At 33.9% G+C, this 22,083-nt stretch carries 22 protein-coding genes; 10 read left to right on the top strand and 12 right to left on the bottom strand.

Going from position 1 to position 22,083, the window contains the following annotated elements; genetic code table 11:
• Positions 1-18: 18 nt before the first annotated feature.
• Positions 19-1,239 (bottom strand): RsmB/NOP family class I SAM-dependent RNA methyltransferase, encoded by a 1,221-nt coding sequence (locus WBG07_RS02955; protein ID WP_340198989.1) that lies wholly within the window; start codon positions 1,237-1,239, stop codon positions 19-21.
• 204 nt (positions 1,240-1,443) lie between these two features.
• Here WBG07_RS02955 and WBG07_RS02950 point away from each other — a divergent pair, with 204 nt between their 5' ends.
• Positions 1,444-2,412, top strand: a complete 969-nt coding sequence (locus tag WBG07_RS02950) for a WD40/YVTN/BNR-like repeat-containing protein (protein ID WP_340198988.1) — start codon at positions 1,444-1,446, stop codon at positions 2,410-2,412.
• Positions 2,413-2,470: 58 nt separating this feature from the next.
• Here WBG07_RS02950 and WBG07_RS02945 read toward each other — a convergent pair whose 3' ends face one another.
• The 8 genes from WBG07_RS02945 to WBG07_RS02910 form a co-directional block, all read right to left on the bottom strand.
• Positions 2,471-2,818, bottom strand: coding sequence for a DUF6515 family protein (locus WBG07_RS02945; RefSeq protein ID WP_340198987.1), 348 nt, complete (start codon positions 2,816-2,818; stop codon positions 2,471-2,473).
• Positions 2,819-2,906: 88 nt separating this feature from the next.
• Positions 2,907-3,365 carry a hypothetical protein gene (locus tag WBG07_RS02940; RefSeq protein ID WP_340198986.1) on the bottom strand — a complete coding sequence of 153 codons (459 nt, stop codon included), beginning with the start codon at positions 3,363-3,365 and terminating at the stop codon, positions 2,907-2,909.
• Between the two features lie 11 nt (positions 3,366-3,376).
• Positions 3,377-3,898, bottom strand: a complete 522-nt coding sequence (locus WBG07_RS02935; protein WP_340198985.1) for a hypothetical protein — start codon at positions 3,896-3,898, stop codon at positions 3,377-3,379.
• A gap of 32 nt (positions 3,899-3,930) precedes the next feature.
• The gene (locus WBG07_RS02930) at positions 3,931-4,473 is read right to left on the bottom strand and encodes an RNA polymerase sigma factor (RefSeq protein WP_340198984.1); all 543 of its coding nucleotides are present in this window, start codon (positions 4,471-4,473) and stop codon (positions 3,931-3,933) included.
• A 244-nt stretch (positions 4,474-4,717) separates the two neighbouring features.
• The gene (locus WBG07_RS02925; protein ID WP_340198983.1) at positions 4,718-6,541 is read right to left on the bottom strand and encodes an ABC transporter ATP-binding protein; all 1,824 of its coding nucleotides are present in this window, start codon (positions 6,539-6,541) and stop codon (positions 4,718-4,720) included.
• Between the two features lie 20 nt (positions 6,542-6,561).
• Positions 6,562-8,277 carry a phospho-sugar mutase gene (locus tag WBG07_RS02920; protein WP_340198982.1) on the bottom strand — a complete coding sequence of 572 codons (1,716 nt, stop codon included), beginning with the start codon at positions 8,275-8,277 and terminating at the stop codon, positions 6,562-6,564.
• Between the two features lie 74 nt (positions 8,278-8,351).
• Positions 8,352-9,302, bottom strand: a complete 951-nt coding sequence (locus WBG07_RS02915; RefSeq protein ID WP_340198981.1) for a glycosyltransferase family 2 protein — start codon at positions 9,300-9,302, stop codon at positions 8,352-8,354.
• 35 nt (positions 9,303-9,337) lie between these two features.
• A complete protein-coding gene (locus WBG07_RS02910) occupies positions 9,338-9,862 on the bottom strand; it encodes a DUF4199 domain-containing protein (protein WP_340198980.1) in 525 nt (174 codons plus the stop codon).
• Between the two features lie 180 nt (positions 9,863-10,042).
• Between WBG07_RS02910 and WBG07_RS02905 the strand changes: the two genes are divergently transcribed.
• The 3 genes from WBG07_RS02905 to mtaB all read left to right on the top strand — a co-directional run bounded on the left by WBG07_RS02905 (position 10,043) and on the right by mtaB (position 13,292).
• Positions 10,043-10,300, top strand: a complete 258-nt coding sequence (locus WBG07_RS02905) for a type B 50S ribosomal protein L31 (RefSeq protein ID WP_340198979.1) — start codon at positions 10,043-10,045, stop codon at positions 10,298-10,300.
• A 182-nt stretch (positions 10,301-10,482) separates the two neighbouring features.
• Positions 10,483-11,658: a GlmU family protein gene (locus tag WBG07_RS02900; RefSeq protein WP_340199323.1), complete on the top strand. Its 1,176-nt coding sequence runs from the start codon at positions 10,483-10,485 to the stop codon at positions 11,656-11,658.
• Between the two features lie 293 nt (positions 11,659-11,951).
• Entirely contained in the window at positions 11,952-13,292 is a 1,341-nt protein-coding gene (gene mtaB, locus WBG07_RS02895; RefSeq protein WP_340198978.1) for a tRNA (N(6)-L-threonylcarbamoyladenosine(37)-C(2))-methylthiotransferase MtaB, read from the top strand.
• Positions 13,293-13,321: 29 nt separating this feature from the next.
• Here the strand turns inward: mtaB and WBG07_RS02890 are convergent, their stop codons facing one another.
• The gene (locus WBG07_RS02890; RefSeq protein ID WP_340198977.1) at positions 13,322-13,621 is read right to left on the bottom strand and encodes a GNAT family N-acetyltransferase; all 300 of its coding nucleotides are present in this window, start codon (positions 13,619-13,621) and stop codon (positions 13,322-13,324) included.
• 207 nt (positions 13,622-13,828) lie between these two features.
• Between WBG07_RS02890 and WBG07_RS02885 the strand changes: the two genes are divergently transcribed.
• From WBG07_RS02885 to cls, 3 genes are read left to right on the top strand one after another with little or no spacing between them, the layout of a single operon-like run.
• Complete coding sequence (locus tag WBG07_RS02885) at positions 13,829-14,500, top strand: alpha/beta hydrolase family protein (protein ID WP_340198976.1); 672 nt, start codon at positions 13,829-13,831, stop codon at positions 14,498-14,500.
• 34 nt (positions 14,501-14,534) lie between these two features.
• Positions 14,535-15,488 (top strand): lytic transglycosylase domain-containing protein, encoded by a 954-nt coding sequence (locus WBG07_RS02880; RefSeq protein WP_340198975.1) that lies wholly within the window; start codon positions 14,535-14,537, stop codon positions 15,486-15,488.
• A 2-nt stretch (positions 15,489-15,490) separates the two neighbouring features.
• Positions 15,491-16,942, top strand: a complete 1,452-nt coding sequence (gene cls / locus WBG07_RS02875; RefSeq protein WP_340198974.1) for a cardiolipin synthase — start codon at positions 15,491-15,493, stop codon at positions 16,940-16,942.
• 2 nt (positions 16,943-16,944) lie between these two features.
• Here the strand turns inward: cls and WBG07_RS02870 are convergent, their stop codons facing one another.
• Positions 16,945-17,460 carry a DUF2892 domain-containing protein gene (locus WBG07_RS02870; RefSeq protein WP_340198973.1) on the bottom strand — a complete coding sequence of 172 codons (516 nt, stop codon included), beginning with the start codon at positions 17,458-17,460 and terminating at the stop codon, positions 16,945-16,947.
• 1 nt (position 17,461) lies between these two features.
• Positions 17,462-18,349: a DUF6263 family protein gene (locus WBG07_RS02865; protein ID WP_340198972.1), complete on the bottom strand. Its 888-nt coding sequence runs from the start codon at positions 18,347-18,349 to the stop codon at positions 17,462-17,464.
• Between the two features lie 162 nt (positions 18,350-18,511).
• Between WBG07_RS02865 and rpmH the strand changes: the two genes are divergently transcribed.
• The 3 genes from rpmH to WBG07_RS02850 all read left to right on the top strand — a co-directional run bounded on the left by rpmH (position 18,512) and on the right by WBG07_RS02850 (position 22,082).
• Positions 18,512-18,670: a 50S ribosomal protein L34 gene (gene rpmH, locus WBG07_RS02860; protein ID WP_340198971.1), complete on the top strand. Its 159-nt coding sequence runs from the start codon at positions 18,512-18,514 to the stop codon at positions 18,668-18,670.
• Between the two features lie 99 nt (positions 18,671-18,769).
• The gene (carB, locus tag WBG07_RS02855; protein WP_340198970.1) at positions 18,770-21,622 is read left to right on the top strand and encodes a carbamoyl-phosphate synthase large subunit; all 2,853 of its coding nucleotides are present in this window, start codon (positions 18,770-18,772) and stop codon (positions 21,620-21,622) included.
• Positions 21,623-21,722: 100 nt separating this feature from the next.
• Entirely contained in the window at positions 21,723-22,082 is a 360-nt protein-coding gene (locus WBG07_RS02850; protein ID WP_340198969.1) for a T9SS type A sorting domain-containing protein, read from the top strand.
• Position 22,083 lies beyond the last annotated feature (1 nt).

Raw genomic sequence — 22,083 nt, 5'->3', positions numbered from 1 at the left:
TTATTTAAAAAAGAAGGTTTAAGGAGTCTCTATATTTGTAAGAAGAGCCATATAAAATCCATCAAATCCTGCTTTGGAAGGCATAAGACGCTGCTGCTTTTCTAGCTTAAATTTTTTTCCCTGGTCTGATGCTAAAAATTGCGCTACTTGTTTTTCATTTTCTGAAGGAAGTATAGAACAAGTTGCATATACCATTTTGCCTCCCGGTTTTACCATTTGTGAGTAAGCTGAGATTATTTGTTTTTGTGTTTCCCTAATTTGAGTTAAGAATGCTGGTTCAAGCTTCCATTTTGCATCTGGATTTCTTCTTAAAACACCAATGCCACTGCAGGGGGCATCTATTAGAACCCTATCTGCTTTACCATGTAACTTTTTGATTACCTTGGTAGACTCTATGAGTCTTGTGTCTATATTATGAGCGCCATTTCTACGCGCTCTGCGTTTTAGTTCAGCTAATTTGTTTTGATAGATGTCAAGAGCTATTACAGAACCTTTATTTTCCATTAATGCAGCAAGATGTAGTGCCTTACCACCGGCACCAGCGCACGCATCTACAACTCTCATTCCCGGTTTAACCTCAAGAAAACTAGCCACTAGCTGTGAAGATGCATCCTGCACTTCAAACCATCCTTTCTTAAAGATTTCTGTCCCAAAAACATTTGCTCTTTCTTTTAGTTTTAGCGCATCTGGATAACCTTTTATAGCCTCGGTCTCAATATTTTCTTCTAGTAAAGCTTCTTGAACTGATTTTTTATCTGATTTGAGCGTATTTACCCTTAAAATAACTTCTGCGGTTTGATTTAGCGCTGCAAGTTCTTTTGTCCATACTTCTTCTCCTAATTCTTCTACTCCCAAATTATCCATCCAGTCTGGTACAGATTCTCTGAATTTTCTTATTTTGGAAAGTTCGTCAAACCTACCTTTTATTTTTCTTAACGGGGTTTCTTCTATTTGATTCCAATCTGGTAATTTGATGCCTCTAAGCGTAGCCCAAACAGCAAATAATCGCCATAAGTTTTGTCTGGTATAGGGTTCTTTTGCTTCTGCGATCTCGGTATATAAACGCTTCCACCTCACCATTTCATAGATGGTTTCTGCTACAAACGCTCTATCTCTTGCACCCCACCTCTTATCTCTTTTTAGTAGTTTTTGAACAACCTTGTCTGCATATTCCTTCTCATTAAAAATAAGTGTAAGCCCATCAATGACAGCAAATACCAAGTTTCTATGTAATCTCATTTCTTTAAATAATTGCCTGCAAAGGTATGCTTTTAAGAAGAAAGCATTTATTTTTAAGGAAAATTTTAATAGGACTTCTTAAGAATGAAATCTCTAACAAAGAATCCAAGCTTTTTGCACCACATATTCATAAAACAATTTATTTTTCTTTTACTTGTAATTTTAACCTTGGTTTCGTGCAATTCAAAGAAATCAGTACCACCATTGCAAATATCAGAAGTGGAGGTTACAGAGCTCTACGTAGACTCTTTGAGTGTGAGAGCAATAGCAGTAGGGCAACATAATTTTGCTTTTGCTGGCAGTAATGGATATTATGGATTATATGATTCCGTTACGGGAGTTACAAAAGTTAACCAACAACTTTATGATACGCTAACCCCAAGTTTTAGAGCAGTTGCCTTTACTGAAACCGATTTTTTTATGCTGAGTATAGCATCTCCCGCCCTGTTATTTAAAACAGGCTTATCTGGTAAAATGGATCTGGTATATAAAGAGGAAGGAGAAGGCGTGTTTTATGATGCAATGCATTTTTGGAATCATCTAGAAGGTATTGCTATAGGAGATCCTGTTGAGGGATGTCTTTCCATCATTATTACTAGAGACGGTGGATTTTCTTGGGAGAAACTTTCTTGTGATCAATTACTTCCAGCTAAGGAAGGGGAAGCTGCTTTTGCAGCCAGTAATTCTAATATAGCAGTTTTTGGAGATCATACATGGATTGCTACGGGAGGGAAAGAAAGTCGTGTTTTCTATTCACCAAATAAAGGGATAGATTGGGAGGTTTTTACCACTCCGTTTACTCAGGGTACAAACACCCAAGGTATATACTCTATAGCTTTTTATGATGATAAAAATGGTTTTGCTATTGGAGGAGATTATACAGATCCGGCTAATAATAAAGGGAATAAGGCAGTTACTAAAGATGGAGGTAGAAGTTGGCAATTGGTGGCTGATGGAAAATATCCTGGTTATAAAAGTTGCGTTCAGTATGTCCCAGGGAGCCAAGGAAAATCGTTAATAGCGATTGGGTTTACTGGAATAGCTGCAAGTAATGATGGAGGAACAAGCTGGGAAGAGCTTTCTAAGGAAGGTTTTTATACCTTACGATTTGTAAATGATTCAACAGCTTATGCTGCTGGAAAAAACAGGTTGGCACGCTTAGACTTTAAATAAGCCCAGCGGCCAACTTACTGTTTGTTTTAAATTAAATTAATAGATTCCTAAAACTAAATTATACGTTTACAACCGTATATTTTCTACCTGTTCTCTTATAGTATACACCGTTGTAATGATAGTACTTAACACCTCTGATTTTTTTAATTCTAAATCCTCTTGGTAATGATTTTATAACTATTCCAGCTGGTGGGTTTACCACTACATAACCTTGTCTATTTTTTGTATACCAAATTCCTTTTGAAAGGTAATAATTAGTATTGCGATGGATCACTACCCTTGGTTTAACCACTTTAGTAACTATAGCCCTTTTTTTAGGTACTATAACCGTAGTTCTTTGACTGGTTGCGCAGGAAGTTATTCCCACAATAAGGATAACAATAAGAAGGCTTTTAATAGTTTTCATAATGTTGAGGTTTTATTTTGTTATACTAGTAAGACTCAGGAATGTTTAAAAGGTTTAAAATAAAAAAGAGGCAAAGCCCCTTTTTTATTTAATTTCTGTTTTGAAATCGATTCATTCTTCGCTCTCGCAATCGTTTCAGAAGTTCCCGATTAAAATCGTCTTCTACTTTTTTGAGCAGTATTATTTTTTTTGCAGATATTGCGTTAGATAAGTTTATCACTAATTTTCTTCGTTCTCCATAAATACTCGCTTCAATATTTTCTATTCTTTCCAGAATAGATTTAGCTTCTTGTTCAGAAATAGCATCAATTCCTTTGATGCGTAATTCATTTTTAATCTTTTTTAAGTCCACATTTTTTAGCCTATATGTATTATCATCGTAGGTGTTATAAATTGGCCAGAATTTTTGTGCTTCACTACTAGAGAGTGCTAATTTTTCTGTTATAAAAGCTATTTTAAGAGATTTTATACGTTCTCGTCTTTCCTGTTGAGCAGAAACATTGCCACAAATAAAAAATAGAACAGCTATAATACATATTTGTTTCATAGATTACAGGCTTAATTTTCAATTATTAAATTATCATAGGAACTAACATTTTCATATAAATAGTCCATAAGTTCTTCGCTTTCAATAAATTCTTCTCCCATTTCAATTTTTGAAAGATCTACATCTTCATAGAGGGTAGCATATTCGTATGCACTAAAAGACAAATAGCCTTCTTCTATATAGCTTTCCAATTCTGTACTTGCAATAGTATTCCAGTTGACGTTATCTTGAGATTGGTTAAAAATGTTTAGAAACAATAAAAGTGCAAAACCCGCTGCCACTGCATAGCCCACATACATAATAGGTTTTTTGGGAAATAGTTTACGAACAGGCACAGAATCATGAACAGAACTATCTAGTTTTTCAAAAACGTTATCAGCAAGTGAATCAAAATAACCTTCTGGTAGTTTTAAGCCATCTTTCTCAGGAATTGAGGAAGTAAGTTTATGGGAAAGCCTATCTTCAAAAGTCTCAAAATAACTATCAGGTAGTTTAAACCCTCCATTGTTTTTATGTAGTTTTCTATGTTTCATTTTCTATTTAGACTGCTAGATCATCAAATGGTTTAATTTGCTTTTAATTCTAGTTCAATTTTTTTTACGGCATGATGATAAGATGCTTTTAACGCTCCAACTGAAGTTTCTAATACTTGAGAGATTTCTTCATACTTCATTTCTTCAAAATACTTCATATTAAAAACTAAACGTTGTTTTTCTGGTAGCTTTGCTATTGCTTTTTGCAATTTAAGTTGAATTTCGTCTCCATCAAAATAAACATCAGCTACTAACTGACCTATCATTTGTTCTTGTAAAGCTTCATTACTAATACCAGATTTTCTTGCTTTCTGATTTAAAAAAGTAATAGATTCATTGGTAGCAATGCGATACATCCAGCTAAATAAGCTACTATCGCCCTTGAACCGCTCAATATTTTTGAAAATTTTTATAAAAGTATTCTGAATTACATCATCGGCATCATCATGATTAAGAACAATTCTTCTTATATGCCAATACAAACGCTCCTGGTACGCTGCAACCAACGTTCTAAATGCAGCGTTACGGGTTTCCGGAGCTTTTAATTCTTCTACTAAAGATGCTTCTGAGGTCAAGCTAATCGTTTTTATTTTAGACTGTAGATGTATTAAATGGTTTAAATAATGTACTATATGTTAAAAAAAAGGGCATTTCATCGATTTTTTAATACACTTTGTCGATAAATGAAAATATTCTCCTACATTTGATATATCAAAATAATTGAAGCGTTGTTCTTTTTTTGCCCTAAATCGAATGAACTTAACGTTTTTCCCAATCTTATTTAAACAGAGACATCCTCCCGGATGTCTTTTTTTATGGCTATTCAAAAGATTGCATTTCTACCAATTTATGATAAATACCTTTTTTCTTGAGCAATTCGTTATGGCTTCCTTGTTCTGCTATTTCTCCTTGATGCATGACTACAATTACATCTGCATTCTGGATTGTGGAGAGCCTGTGTGCAATTACAATAGAAGTTCTATTCTTCATCATGTTCTCTAATGCCAACTGTACTAATTTCTCACTTTCGGTATCAAGGGCAGAGGTAGCCTCGTCTAATATCATAATAGGTGGGTTTTTTAAAACCGCCCTTGCTATGGATAATCTTTGTTTTTGACCACCGCTTAATTTACCACCAGAATCTCCAATATTTGTATCAAATTTATCCGGAAGATTTTTAATGAACTCATAAGCATTGGCAATTTCAGCGGCTTCCCGAATAGCAGTATCCGAGGCATCATATTTTCCCAATTTAAGATTTTCCTTTACGGTATCGTTAAAAAGAATAGAATCTTGCGTTACTACTCCAATTAACTGCCTTAAGTGGGTGACGGGCATTTTTCTAATATCAATGCCATCTATTTCAATGCATCCTTCGTTCACATCGTAAAATCGTGTAAGTAAGTTTGCAATTGTGCTTTTTCCGCTTCCTGATTGCCCTACCAATGCTACCGTCTTACCTTTTGGTACTTCTAAAGAGAAATTTTTGAGTACTAAATCTTGTTCATATGCGAAGGAGACATTTTTTAGGTGTATACTGTTTTCAAAACTTCTTTTTTCAATAGGTTTTTCCGGATCTTGAATAGTGTTTTTGGTTTCCAATACTTCTAAAACACGTTCTGCAGCCGCATTTCCCTTTTTTACCCTATAAGAAGCTTTGCTAATGGCCTTTGCAGGCGTTAAGATATTATAGGCAAGCCCCATATATGCGATAAAAGAGGAAGCATCTAGTGTTTTATCAATTAAAACCATTCTACCGCCAAACCAAAGCAAAATTCCAATTACCAATATGCCTAAGAATTCGCTGGTAGGGGAGGCAAGATTCTGGCGATTTAATAGTTTATTGGAAAACCGGAAGAAACGATTTGTTGATTCTTGAAACTTAGCAGAAAACCTGTTTTCTGCATTAAAGGCTTTTATAACTCTTAAACCACCAAGGGTTTCTTCTACTATAGAAAGAAATTCGCCTTGTTCTTTTTGAACTTGATCAGATTTTTTCTTTAATGATTTTCCTATTCTGGAAATAAGCATTCCAGCGATAGGGATAAAAACAAATACAAAAATAGTAAGCTTCATACTAATGCTGAACATTACGATAATGGTAAAAGCAATGGTAAGAGGTTCTCTAACAATTAATTCAAGAATAGATAGAAAAGAATGTTGAATTTCTAATACATCGGAAGTAATTCGGGCAATTACATCTCCTTTACGCTTTTCTGTATAATATGAAACGGGAAGCTGTACTATTTTTTCGTATAGTTGATTTCGGATATCTTTCAAAACACCATTTCTAAGGAATGTAATAAAATACATTGCCAGGTAATTGAAAAAATTTTTGAGAAGGAATAAGACTATAACGAGGGAAATAACCAATACTAATGCTTTCATCTCATCTTCTCCCGCATATGCTGTTACGCTAAAGTTGAGGTATTCTTTAATGTAATCACCCACATTAGTAATTCCAGTATATTCTGGCTTAATATAGACTCTTTCACTTTCTTTAAACAATACATCCAGCATGGGAATTAGAGCTACAAAAGAAAGGGCGCTGAATAGCGCATAAAGAATGTTGAAAAAAATGTTCAAATAGCCGAATTTGCTATAAGGTTTCGCAAAGCGAAAGATTTTTTTAAAATAATTCATTCACACTACCGGAAACCGGTTTATTTAAGGTTCATTTCATTAATAATAGCATCAATTCTATTTTCTAAAAATGTATTGGTTTTTTCAAAATCTGCGCTATTTTTTAAATCTGTATTTACACTAAAATAGAATTTAATTTTTGGCTCCGTACCACTAGGACGTGCTGCTATCTTGCTTCCATCTTCTGTATAGTAGATAAGCACATTAGATTTTGGTATTTCAATGGTTTCTTCCTTGCCAGTTAAAAGATTACGGGCAACAGAGGTTTTATAATCTTCTATCATTACCACTTTAGATCCATTAATCTCCTTTAAGGGGTTTTCTCTTAGGTTCACCATTATTTTGCTAATTTCTTCTTGTCCACTAATCCCTTTTTTGGTAAGTGAAATGAGGCGTTCTTTGAAGAAGCCAAATTGTACATAGGCTTCTATGAGTTCTTTGTACAAGGAACTTCCTTTGGCTTTTGCTGTTGCCGCTATTTCGCAAGCCAGCAGAGAAGAGGTAATTGCATCTTTATCTCTCACAAAGTCACCTACCATAAAGCCAAAACTTTCTTCTCCTCCTCCTATAAAAGGCTGATTAGGGTTATCTACAATCATCTTGGCAATCCATTTAAAACCAGTTAGCCCAACCTTGCATTCAATACCATAGGCATTTGCCAGTTCATTCATCATTGGAGTAGAAACAATAGTAGAACCTATAAATTCATTTCCTTTTAATCCTTTTTTATTCCATTGATCTAAAAGAAATTTGGTCATAAGAATCATAGTTTGATTCCCGTTTAGGAGGACCATTTTATCATTTAAGTCTCTAATGGCAATTCCAAGTCTATCACTATCAGGATCGGTTCCAATAACCATATCTGCATGAAGTTCTTCGGCTTTTTCTAGTGCCAATTTAAGCGCTTCTGGTTCTTCTGGGTTGGGCGACTTAACCGTTGGAAAATCACCATCAGGTTCTGCTTGTTCTTTTACAATATGCACATGGTTATAACCAGCTTGCTTAAGTGTCTCTGGCAGAATGGTAATAGAAGTACCGTGCAGCGGTGTAAAAACAATTTGAAAATTGTCTTTATCGGGAGCATTAAAACTTCCATTTTTAACCGATGCATTAATAAATGCTTCATCAACTTCTTTATCAATTTGATGAATTAAAGCTTCATTTGCTTTAAAATTAACCTGACTAAAATCAAGAGATTCAATTTCCTGAATAATTTCTGCATCCTGTGGGGGTACTAATTGACCACCATCTGTCCAATACACCTTATAACCGTTGTATTCTGGCGGATTATGAGATGCAGTGAGCACAATGCCACAATGACAATTTAAATGCTTAACAGCAAAAGAAAGCTCTGGTGTTGGACGTAAATCGGAAAAGAGATATACTTCTATATTATTCGCAGAAAAAACATCGGCTACCAGTTTTGCTAATGATTTACTATTATGTCTACAATCGTAAGCAATAGCAACCTTTAAACTTTTTCCCGGGTAGCTCTTTTTTAAATAATTACTAAGTCCTTGTGTGTTTTTTCCTAAAGTATATTTATTGATGCGATTGGTGCCTATTCCCATAATACCACGCATGCCGCCCGTTCCAAACTCAAGATTTTTGTAAAACCGTTCTTTTAATTCTTCTTGATCTGTATCAATAAGGTGCTGAACTTCTTTTTGAGTATCGCTATCGAAGGTGTCTGATAGCCATGAACTAGCATTTTCAAGGATCTTTTCGAGGGTCATTTTGTATTAATTTAAGGTTCTAACAAATTTACAAAGATCATTGGCATACTACTATCCAATCATCTCATAAGGAGTTAATTTGTATTTATTTTTTCTGCAATTTTATAACGAACGGTGTCTCTACTACTACGAAGTGTGATTTCTCCTAAAAATCCGGCTAGAAAGAACTGGGTTCCTATAATCATGGTAACCAAAGCAATGTAAAATTGTGGGCGTTGCGTAAGTAATCTTCCGGTTGGATGGATAAATAATTTATCAATTCCAAGATAGGCAGCAAAGCAAAATCCTATAAAAAACATGAGTACACCAAGAGCACCAAAAAGATGCATGGGTCTTTTTCCGAATCTAGATAGAAACCAAATCGTAATAAGATCCAAAAATCCATTGATAAATCTATCGATCCCAAATTTTGTCTTTCCGTATTTTCGCGCCTGATGCGTCACTACCTTTTCGGTAATTTTTTGATATCCTGCATTCTTTGCCAAGACGGGAATATATCTATGCATTTCACCATATACCTCTATATCTTTAACTACTTCGTTTTTGTAGGCTTTTAATCCGCAATTAAAATCGTTTAAACGCAATCCCGAGGTTTTTCTTGCGGCCCAGTTGAAGAGCTTAGAAGGGATGTTCTTGGTAATTAATGCGTCATATCTTTTTTTCTTCCATCCTGAGACCAGATCATATTCTTTTTCTGCAATAAGTTCATACAATGCCGGAATCTCTTCAGGATTATCCTGCAAATCTGCATCCATGGTAATAACCACATTGCCTGAAGCGAGGTGGAATCCTGCATGAAGTGCTTGAGATTTACCAAAGTTTTTTAGAAACCGAATGGCTTTAACCTTTTTATCTTGATTGCTTATTTTTAACAATTCTTCCCATGAACCATCGTTACTACCATCGTCAATAAAAATAAGCTCATAAGAAAAATGATTGGATTGCATGACTTGTGCAATCCAATCGTATAACTCTTTTATAGAATCCTTTTCGTTTAGTAGCGGTATTACTACTGATATGTCCATATTGATTGACTGAAAAATATTGTCAAAAATACAAATTAGTAATCAGTATCTTCTTCTTTTTTCAATACAAAGCCCATAATTAGAGAAACTACAAATCCAATAAACAGATTAAAAATAATAATTGTAGGGTAGGTGAGCCATACATATTCCTTCTGGGTATTGACAATATCTTCTATTTGTGAGGATGTCATTTTTGGATATTGCTCTTGCATAGCGGGTTTAGCCATTTCAAAAGATTTATCCCAAAAATCAGGCTCAATTACGTTAGTTAGCAATAGCAAATAAGCAATGCTTAATAGGCTTCCAACCAATGCTACACCAATCCCTACTTTTAAGGATTGCATTACAGAAAGATAGCCTCCGTTTGCTTTTCTAAATTGAATAATCCCAACTATAATCAAGGTAACAATCATTAAAAGGCTAATAAGTGTATTGGCCCAGCTAGTCTGGTAAGCAAGATCCATTACGTATAGCATTATACTAAAGGCTACACTAATAGCACCCAATATAAGGCCATAGATTAAAGCTGCTTTTCCGGTTGAGAGTTTTTTTGTTTCCATATAATGATATTATAAATATGTTTATTTATACTATTTTAGTGTTCCACAAAGTAAATTTGTTACAATGGATGCAAAAGTATTTTATATTAATTGATTTTTTAGAAGATTAGCTTGTTTTATTCTGAAATATACTTAACTTTGCACACTCAAAATTTGTGATAGTTATAAATACATTTAGCGATGAGAAAAGAAATACATCCTGAAAATTATAGAATAGTAGCTTTTAAAGATATGTCTAATGACGATATTTTTCTTACGAAGTCTACTGCGGATACTAAGGAAACAATAGAAGTTGATGGCGTTGAATATCCATTGGTAAAATTAGAAATATCAAGATCATCGCACCCGTATTATACTGGTAAATCTAAATTAGTTGATACCGCTGGACGTATTGATAAGTTTAAAACTAAATATGCGAAGTTCAAGAAAGAATCTTGAGTCTAAGTTTATATACGTAAATAAAAAACCTCTGAAATTTCAGAGGTTTTTTTATGCTTTTCTAATGAAAATGATCCTAAACAGCAAATAACAGGTTTTTTATCGCTATTCTTTTCTATTAATCGAATGGATGATTAGTTTCAAGATCAAAAAAATTATCTTTGCGCAAAAACTAAGTGGTGATCAATTTCATACTCTTTGACGGACCTTCAAGAAATGCTTTATTACCTTTTACGTATACAAGGCCCGTTGCCGATATTCGCATTGGGATGCTAACCATTCGAGAAAAATGGGAGTATTATTTATCTACCATAACGTCCACTTTAACCGAAGATTACCTTGTTAAAAAGTATCCTTTTGCCGGAAATGGAGATTCCATATGTATTGATGCCTCTATTCTACCAAATCCTCAATTAGTAAGTGCTATTCAAAAATTGAATGATAAACAAGCGCTAATTTGTCAAGATGGTGTAATTGCTTATCGTTCTAAAAGCGGGAATTCAATACTTGAAATTGGGGAGTTTGAAAAAATAAGTTACAACAATCCGATAACAAAAATTTCACATACATGGGATATTTTTGCAAAAAATGAAGAGGCAATTGTTTCAGATTTTGAGCTATTAACGAAAGGTAGAAAAAGTCAACCTATTCCAGAAACGGTTCAGATAAAGTCTCCTGAAAATATTTTTATAGAGGATGGAGCAGAATTAGAATATGTTATTATAAATGCTTCTGCCGGTCCTGTATACATTGGTAAGAATACTAAAATACTTGACGGTAGTATGCTCAGAGGTCCTCTTGCGATTTGCAATGGGGCATTAGTTAAAATGGGAGCGAAGATTTATGGAGCTACCACCATAGGGCCTAATTCTAAGGTAGGTGGGGAAATAAATAATGCGGTGTTATTTGCGAATTCAAATAAATCACATGACGGATATTTGGGGAATTCTGTGATAGGAGAGTGGTGTAATCTGGGAGCAGACACCAATACTTCAAATCTTAAAAATAATTATGCAGAAGTGCGGTTGTGGAATTATGAAGCAGAACGATTTACACCAACTGGCCTTCAATTTTGTGGACTCATGATGGGAGATCATAGCAAATGTGGTATTAACACAATGTTTAATACAGGCACAGTTATTGGTGTTAATGTAAATATTTTTGGAAGTGGTTTTCCCAGAAATTTTGTACCTAGTTTTAGTTGGGGTGGCGCTTCTGGGTTTACAACCTATCAAACAAAAAAAGCATTTGAAGTCATGAGCGCGGTAGTGGGGCGGAAAGACTTGGAAGTTTCAGAAGAAGATATTCAAATTATGGAACATGTTTTTGAAATAACTAAAAAATGGCGCAAAGACTAAAGTACCGTGCAAAAATTGTTCGCTACAACAATGCTAACATTAGTTAAAATGAATACCTAGATTGGGCTTCTTCTTGTTTTTTGAATTTGAACACATTTTCTAAGTTAAAGTATTTCTTCAGAATAAAAAGAGTTATTGGTAATATTACCAGAACGGTGTTTTTTTCTTAGTTATTTCAATTATGACCATTTTATCATGAAAGATTAAGTTGGTATATTTGCAAGCCTTTTTAAAAGGCTATTTATTTGAGAATCTGGTAATTGTTTAATACCAGATACGCAAGGCAAAAGACTATGGATATTAGAAAAAAAGTAGCATTTTACACTTTAGGATGTAAGCTTAACTTCTCTGAGACTTCAACTATAGCAAGAAGTTTCGAAGATAAAGGTTTTGAAAAAGTGCCATTTACCGAAAAAGCAGATATGTATGTTATTAATACATGTTCGGTTACTGAGAATGCAGATAAGCAGTTTAAACAAATAGTTAAGAAAGCACTAAAGAATAATCAAGAAGCTTTTGTAGCCGCAGTAGGTTGTTATGCCCAGTTAAAACCCGAAGAGCTGGCAGCGGTAGATGGAGTAGATCTTGTGTTAGGTGCTACTGAAAAGTTTAAGATTATAGATTATATAAATGATCTTTCTAAAAACAATTTTGGGGAGGTACATTCCTGTGAAATCATTGAAGCCGATTTTTATGTAGGCAGTTATTCAATTGGAGATAGAACACGTGCATTTTTAAAAGTACAGGATGGCTGTGATTATAAATGTTCTTACTGCACGATTCCACTAGCCCGGGGTATCTCTAGAAGTGATACGTTGCAAAATGTATTGAAAAATGCACAGGAAATTTCTGCTAAGGGTATTAAAGAAATTGTACTTACTGGTGTTAATATAGGAGATTATGGAAAAGGTGAATATGGTAATAAAAAACACGAACACACGTTTTACCAGTTGGTAACTGCATTAGATGCGGTGAACGGTATTGAACGCCTTCGTATTTCAAGTATTGAACCTAATCTTTTAAAAAATGAGACTATAGATTTTGTAGCAAAAAGCAAATGTTTTGTTCCTCATTTTCACATTCCTTTACAGAGTGGTAGTAATGAAATGCTTAAAGCCATGCGAAGAAGGTATCAACGTGAATTATATGTTGATAGAGTATCAAGAATAAAAAAAGTGATGCCACATGCGTGTATTGGTGTGGATGTAATTGTTGGTTTTCCAGGTGAAACAGATGCGCATTTTCTTGAAACGTATCATTTCTTAAATGAATTAGATATTTCTTATTTACATGTTTTTACTTATTCAGAGCGAGATCATACACTGGCAGCAGAAATGGAAGGGGTTGTTTCTAAAAATGTAAGAGCAAAAAGGAGTAAAATGCTTAGAGGACTTTCTGTAAAGAAACGAAGAGCTTTTTATGAAAGTCAATTAAATACAGAGCGGACTGTTCTTTTTGAATCTGAAAATAAACAGGGTTATATGTATGGCTTTACTGAAAACTATGTAAAAGTAAAAACTCCATGGAATCCAGCGTTGGTAAATACGTTAACAAAAGTAAAGCTTATTAAAATTGATGAAGACGGGATATTGAGGTTTGATTTTGTATCTCAGGGAGTTGTTATGAGTTCATAAAAAAACCTCTCAAAGGAGAGGTTTTTAAATCAGATTCTTATACCCACCGGTAATAAATCTTTAAATTCTTTGTTTTTTCTAAGAAAACCTGCAATTTGCGGACTCGTAGGAACAACTCTCAAGTTGGATTCTTCAATACGATGTAATACGGCTCTTATGAAGTCTTCTTTGAAATCCTGATCTTTAATATCTTCAGGAATAATTAATTTTGTTAAAAATATCTTTCTCTCTTGAGAAGAATATTCAATTTTGGCGAGCTTGCCCTCTATTTGGGTTTCAAATTGCCTTAAGAAAGCGTTATCCTGAATCTCTAATTCCTTTGTCGTCATAAGCTTTGATAAATTGAAAAATTAAAAGTTAAAATCGTATGTTGTTGAAAACCAATGATACAAGCCTTATTCAAACCCTGTAGAAATGGTTTTTTTATAATAATTTAATAGATAAGTAAAAAGATTGTAGAAGATTTTCATAATTTTAATGGTGCAAATATACAAAAAAAAAGGTAACTATCTCTTTTACAATTGTTAAACTCACATATGCCACAAGATATAATTCATGTTTACTTGATGCCAGGAATGGCGGCGAATCCTTCCATTTTTGAAAATATTCAATTACCAGAGTCTAGATTTGTTACCCACCTCTTACATTGGAAAGTGCCTTTTAAGGGAGAAACCATTGCGGAGTATGCATCTCGAATGACTCAGGAGATCAAGCATGAAAACCCTGTGCTTATAGGAGTTTCTTTTGGAGGGATGTTGGTTCAGGAAATGAGCCAGCATATAAAAGTTAAAAGACTTATTATAATTTCTAGTGTAAAGAGTAGAAATGAACTCCCTAAACGAATTATTTTTGCCAGATACACTAAGGTACATAAACTATTACCTACCGGCTTGGTTAATAATGTGGAATTATTATCTAAATATGCGTTTGGAGAAGTAGTAACCAAACGTCTTGAGCTTTATGAAAAATTTTTATCCATAAGAGATAAGTCGTATATTGATTGGTCTCTGGATCAAATAATTAATTGGAAACAAGATTATCCTAATCCAGATGTTATTCATATTCATGGCAATAAAGATGCTGTTTTCCCTATTGTAAATATTTCAAATCACATAGAAGTAGAAGGAGGCACACATATAATGATTATTAATCGGTATCGCTGGTTTAACCAACATTTACCTAAGTTAATATTAAAGGGAGCCTTGTAGTTATTTTAGTATCTTTAACGAAAATTAAATCACTATGCGCTATATTAAGAATGTCCTTATGATATTGGGAGCTGTTTTTATTGCTTCTATCTTAATTAATGCAGTACAGTCAAATGATGATAAATCAGCTAAGTCTGTTATTGCCCCTAAAGAAAATGACCCAAAAGAGACTTATGGAGTGAGGGCTTTAGAAATACCTACTGAAATAAGTTTTGCAAATGAAAAAGTGCCTATAAATGAGCCAGACATAAGAGAACGCTTAGACAAAGAGTTATTAGTAAACACCTACTGGCAATCTAATGCTTTATTGCTTATCAAAAGATCGGAAAAGTTCTTTCCGGTTATAGAACCTATTTTAAAAGAATATGGAGTGCCAGATGATTTTAAATATTTGGCAGTAGCAGAAAGTGGTCTGCAAAACGTGGTTTCTCCAGCGGGAGCCACTGGCTTTTGGCAAATTATGAAAGCCACTGCAAAAGAATATGGGTTGGAAGTGAATTCTAATGTAGATGAAAGGTATCATCTTAAAAAAGCTACAGTAGCAGCTTGTATATATTTATTAAAAGCAAAAAAACGATTTGGTACTTGGACTTTAGCTGCGGCTGCCTATAATGCAGGACGGGGAGGAGTGATGAATCAACAAGAAAGGCAAAAAGTAAATGACTACTATGATTTACTTCTAGGAGAGGAGACTGGAAGATATGTTTTTAGAATCCTAGCTATCAAAGAAATTTTGTCGGATCCTGAGCAATATGGATTTAAATTGACGGCGAATGATTATTATAAAAGAATTCCAACATATGAAATAGAAGTTGATACTGCGGTTTCCGATTTTGCGGAGTTTTCCAAAAAACATAACATTAATTATAAAATTTTAAAGATCCACAATCCGTGGTTAAGAGAGGCTTTTTTAAATAATTCTTCCCGAAAAAAGTATACTATAGAATTGCCAAAAGCTGGCTACTATCAAACCGGAATAGGTAAGTAATTATGGAATTCGTAAGCAACCATTTATGGGAGCTTTCAATATTGCTTAATTACATCATTGTAATTATTGCGGTAATTACTTTGTTATTAGGTAATTTGAGCCCAACTAAAACACTTTCATACTTACTTGCATTAATAGTATTGCCTTATGTAGGACTTATTTTTTATTATCTATTTGGTCAGGAATATCGTAAGAGTAAAATATTTAAGCGTAAGAATGTTTTAAATCAGCAAAATATAAGAGAATGGAAGCGGAGTCTTGAATTGAGTGAAAAAAGATTAACTCATTTTGACGATTTGCAAATGGGCGACAAGATTAAGCTGGTTCAGTTATTAAAAACCAATGAAGAAGCTCCTGTAACCATTAAGAATAAAGTAGAAATCTTAATTAATGGTGAAGCAAAGTTTAAAAGACTTTTTGAAGATATAGAATCTGCTAGAGAAACTATACATTTAGAATATTACATTCTTAAGGATGATAATCTTGGTAATGAGTTGATAGCATTGCTTTGTAAAAAGTCATCAGAAGGATTAGAAGTTCGAATTAATTATGATTCTGTAGGGAGTAGTATTTCCGCTAAAACCAAAAAGAAGTTAAAAGAAAATGGTGTTTTCTTCTATCCCTTTATGCCTGTTTATTTCCCAAGGTTTACTAGTAAAATGAATTATCGAAATCATCGTAAGATGGTTATTATAGATGGTAGTATTGGTTATGTTGGAGGAATTAATGTTTCAGACCGCTATGTAAATAGAAATTCAGATATATTTTGGAGAGATACGCATCTTAGAATAGAAGGAGAAGCTGTAGGATCGCTTCAATTGTATTTCATGCTCAATTGGGATTTTGTGACAGAAGAAGATTTTAAAATTAAGGATTCTTACTTTCCAAAAACCAACATAAAAGAAAAAACGGCTGTACAAATAGCAGCGAGCGGACCGGATACAGACTGGGCTAGTATAATGGAAGCTATGTTTTCGGCTATAAACTCGGCAGACAAGACCATTAATGTATGTACGCCATATTTTATTCCTAATGAACAAATCATAACGGCATTGGTTGCGGCTTCTAAAAGTGGAGTAGAGGTTAGGCTAATAATTCCAAAAAAATCAGACTCTTGGGCCGCTAAATATGCTACTCATTCTTATCTAGAAAGACTTTTGGAAGCAGATGCAAAAATTTACCTTTATACCAAAGGCTTTATTCATGCTAAAATGATAACGGTAGACGATGTCTTTACTACCATAGGAACTTCTAATATGGATAACAGAAGTTTTAATATTAATTTTGAAATCAATGCACTTATTTATGATATAGATATCACTAAACAAGCCATTGAAATTTTTGAAAACGATCTTAAAGATTGCGTACTTTTAAATAAAGAAGTCTGGCTAAATCGTAAAATATCACAGCGATTAAAAGAATCCTTTTGCCGCCTTTGGGCACCCTTACTTTGATACTAGATTTTCTTCATTTGTTGCTGCATCATCTTGATCTGATCAGTCAACATATTTTGTTTGTCTAGTTTTTTGGCTTCTTGAAGTAGGGTAGTAGCCTCTCTTTTTCTTCTTTTCTGCATGGCGATACCAGCAAGGCTCAATTTGGCCATAGCTAAGTCATAATCCATAGAAAGTCCAAGTTTTAATGCTTTTTTGAAGTATTTCTCTGCTTTCGTGAGATTGGTTTGGGACGCCATGATGCCATGCAAATAATTATAATACCCTTGTTGTTTGGTAATAAGTGCCTGTTCTGGATTTTTTATTCGGTTTAACCATTTTTGAGTGCCGTCAAAATCTTGTTTTCTCATTCTCAAAAATGCCATTAAAATCATTTCATTCCGGAAGTATAAAAATACAAAAATACCAGCAAGGAGTACTAGAGAAATACCGTTTCCAATATATCCCTCAATAAATTGCCATATGGCTAAGCCTATAATAATTGCTGCGATTACAAGTTTAAAATTCTTATGAAACATATTAATTGATAATATTATATTTAATTGTTGAAGTTACTACTGTTGGAATAGCCATAACACCTTCTTCCATTTCGATTTCTGAATTGCCTTTGGCAACTCCTTCAATAGTGAGTTCCTGAAGAAATCCAGTATACATATTTGCAATTAATCGAGATTTTTGTTTCCCTATTAACTGCATGATCATTCCGGATTTGTTTACATTCATATTAACAATGCCATTAGCAGCCAGGATAGCTTTTTTATCGCTTAATTCTATTAATTTCCAAGTATTATCTGTCTCTAATGAACCTTTATTTTTAGTATGCCAACTGTCGTTAATAAGCACCTTTTTATTAGGATAGAAGTAAGTCATTTGTTTATAACTCTGAGACATAGCATTAGGTCCAAAATCATTTTCAAGAGAAGTTCTCATTAAGTCGCGAGTAAAGGCATCACTAATATTGGATTGATGAATCATTTCATTAATAAGATTTTCACATCCCTTAATCTCTGAAATATCTCCATTTGTTTCTAAAATTGCGGTAATAGGATAATTAAGCAGACTTTTAAAAATTCTATTTTGAGAATTATTTTCTGTTTTTGTCACATCCATATCCAAAATCTCACCTGTAATATTAGAAGTTATTTGCATTTTAATATCAGTAAAAGTAATTTGCAATTCATAGGCATTTGCAAGCTCTTTTACCACTTCAAATTTCATGATAGCTTGTATGCTATTGGAAACAATATTGTCAACATCATCTATCTTTTGAACAACAGTTTGGTTTGATTCTTGTTTAATCTTAAATGTATTCCCAGATTGTAGCGTATACCTCAGCGTAACTTGACCTGTAACCATTAAACATGATAAACATGCAAGGACAAATAGTGCTGCTCTAAACGGTTTCATAAATGGAATATCTATTTCGGAGTGCAAAGGTAGGAAAAACAAATGAAAATATTTTTACTTTTGCATTTGTAAGAGTAAAAACTCTTCGTATATTTGCGCCGCACTTTTGTGAAGGAAACTCGTGCAAATAAATATCGATAACAGCGTTTAAGTTACTGAATAATGAAAAGAACATTTCAACCATCAAAGAGAAAGAGAAAAAATAAGCACGGTTTTAGAGAACGTATGGCTTCTGCCAATGGTAGAAAAGTGCTTGCAAGAAGAAGATCAAAAGGAAGAAAGAAGTTATCTGTATCTTCTGAGCTTAGACATAAAAAATAATGACTATTTTTAGTGATCAAAAATATCAAGGTGTTACTTTTTAAAGTAACACCTTTTTTTTAATCTGTAATAACCTATTTCGTAAATTTTATTTTAACAATGCCAAAAAGAAAAGATCTCAATACTATTTTAATTATAGGTTCTGGACCCATTATTATTGGACAAGCTTGTGAATTTGATTATGCTGGTTCGCAGGCACTGCGCTCTTTACGAGAAGACGGAATTAAAACGGTTTTAATAAATAGCAATCCTGCAACTATTATGACAGACCCTTCAATGGCAGATCATATTTATTTGAAGCCTTTGAATACCAAGTCTATTATAGAAATCCTTAAGAAGCATCCTGAGATTGATGCCGTTCTACCTACTATGGGAGGACAAACTGCACTAAACCTTTGTATTGAAGCAGATGAAAAGGGTATTTGGAGTGATTTTGATATTGAAATTATTGGAGTTGATATTGCTGCGATTCAAATTACAGAAGATAGGGAGCAGTTTAAAAAATTGCTTAAAACAATAGATATTCCTGTAGCGCCTGCTAAAATTGCTACTTCTTTTCTAAAGGGGAAAGAAATTGCTCAAGAATTTGGTTTCCCACTCGTAATAAGACCTTCTTTCACCCTAGGTGGAACCGGAGCTTCCTTTGTACATACAGAAGATCAATTTGGAACGCTTCTAACAAGAGGTCTGGAGGCATCACCAATTCATGAAGTATTAATTGATAAGGCCTTAGTAGGTTGGAAAGAATATGAGCTTGAGTTGTTGAGAGACAAAAATGATAATGTGGTCATTATTTGTACTATTGAGAATATGGATCCTATGGGAATCCATACAGGAGATTCAATTACTGTTGCACCAGCTATGACTTTGTCTGACACTGCATATCAGCGCATGAGAGATATGGCTATTAAAATGATGCGAAGCATAGGCGATTTTGCAGGTGGATGTAATGTTCAGTTTGCAGTAAGTCCAGATGAAAATGAAGATATAATTGCCATTGAAATCAACCCAAGGGTTTCTAGATCTTCAGCATTAGCATCTAAAGCTTCTGGGTATCCAATTGCCAAGATAGCAGCTAAATTAGCTATTGGATATTCACTTGATGAGTTGGATAATCAAATTACGAAATCAACCTCTGCATTATTTGAACCAACCTTAGACTATGTAATTGTTAAAATACCTAGATGGAACTTTGACAAATTTGAAGGATCAGATCGTATTCTCGGACTTCAAATGAAATCGGTGGGAGAAGTTATGGGAATAGGACGTTCCTTTCAGGAAGCTTTGCATAAAGCAACACAGTCGTTAGAAATTAAAAGAAACGGACTAGGAGCGGATGGTAAAGGCATTAAAAGTTATGATGTAATTATTGATAAACTCACACATGCAAGCTGGGATAGGGTCTTTGTAATTTATGATGCTATTCAAATGGGAATTACCCTGAGTCGAATTCATGAGATTACCAAGATTGACATGTGGTTTTTAAAGCAATACGAAGAATTATACCTGCTAGAAAAGGAAATTTCCAGTTTTACCATAGAAAGTCTTCCTAAAGACATTTTGTTAGAAGCTAAACAAAAAGGCTTTGCAGATCGTCAAATTGCTCATATGTTAGGCTGTTGGGAAAGTCAGGTTTACAAAAGAAGAGAAGATTTAGGAGTTAAAAGAGTCTACAAATTAGTAGATACATGTGCTGCTGAATTTAAGGCGGTTACACCTTACTATTATTCTACCTTTGAGAGCGAAATAGAAACTCCTGATGGCATTACTTATGTACACAATGAAAGTACCCGGTCTGACCGCAAGAAAATTATTGTTTTGGGCTCAGGTCCAAATCGAATAGGGCAGGGTATAGAGTTTGATTACTGCTGTGTTCACGGAGTGCTGGCAGCTGCGGAGTGTGGATACGAGACTATCATGATTAATTGCAACCCGGAAACAGTTTCAACGGATTTTGATACCGCAGATAAATTATACTTTGAGCCTATTTTTTGGGAACATATCTACGATATTATTCAACATGAGAAGCCAGAAGGTGTCATAGTACAATTAGGAGGGCAAACGGCTCTTAAACTAGCAGAGAAGCTGGATAAATATGGAATAAAGATTATAGGAACTAGTTTTGAATCGCTAGATCTAGCAGAAGATAGAGGAAGTTTTTCTACACTGCTGAAAGAAAATAATATTCCATATCCAGAATTTGGTGTAGCAGAAACAGCAGAGGAGGCTTTGGCACTTTCAGATACCTTAGATTTTCCATTGTTAGTGAGACCTTCTTATGTATTGGGTGGACAAGGGATGAAAATTGTAATTAACAAAAAAGAACTGGAAGATCATGTAGTTGGGCTGTTAAGACAAATACCAAATAATAAATTATTACTAGATCATTATTTAGATGGAGCAATAGAAGCAGAAGCAGATGCTATTTGTGATGGTAAAGATGTCTATATCATAGGAATTATGGAACATATTGAGCCCTGTGGTATTCATTCTGGTGATTCTAATGCATTACTCCCTCCATTTACCTTAGGAGAGTTAGTGATGCAACAGATTAAAGACCATACTCGTAAAATAGCTTTGGCATTAAATACGGTTGGGCTTATTAATATTCAATATGCCGTAAAAGATAATATGGTATATGTTATTGAAGCAAATCCAAGAGCTTCAAGAACGGTTCCTTTTATAGCTAAGGCTTATAAAGAACCTTATGTGAATTATGCAACCAAGGTGATGTTAGGTGAGAAGAAAGTATCAGACTTTGATTTTAAACCGGAATTAGATGGTTTTGCCATAAAACAACCTGTATTTTCATTTAATAAGTTTCCTAATGTAGATAAAAAATTAGGACCTGAAATGAAGAGTACCGGAGAAAGTATCCTATTTATAGAAAATCTTAAGGATGACGACTTCTATAACTTGTATTCAAGACGTAAAATGTATTTGAGCAAATAAATACATTTATTAATAAAATCATAAAAGCGGCTCTAGGGTCGCTTTTTTAGTTTTTTATTAACGTGGTTTTTGGAAAGAACACGGTAACTTTAAAATAAAAATGATAAGAAAAATACTATTTACTTTACTGATCTTAAGTTTTCTACCGATAAGTGCCCAAGAAATAGCGGCTTATGCGAAAAATGAAAAAAAGAAAGAGCTCTTAAATAATCTTCCAATTAGAGAACTGGATAGCTCAGATATTTACCCAACTCTTGTAGATGATTTTATACATATTAAACGCAATGTGAATCAGGAAAAAATCATGGTTCGTATAGAAGATGCTACGGGAATTGTCTTATTTGATCAGCAACTGGAAGGCACTAGAGTGATCAATGTTTCTGATTTTAAAGCAGGAACTTACCTTATTAAAATACACTCACCTGATGAAATTGTTTTTGGGCAATTTGTAAAACAGTAAA

The sequence above is a fragment of the Ascidiimonas meishanensis genome, from assembly GCF_037782385.1.
Taxonomy (GTDB): Bacteria; Bacteroidota; Bacteroidia; order Flavobacteriales; family Flavobacteriaceae; genus Ascidiimonas; species Ascidiimonas meishanensis.
Note: the sequence above shows the minus strand (reverse complement) of the source record. Positions and strands in the feature narration are given on the sequence as shown.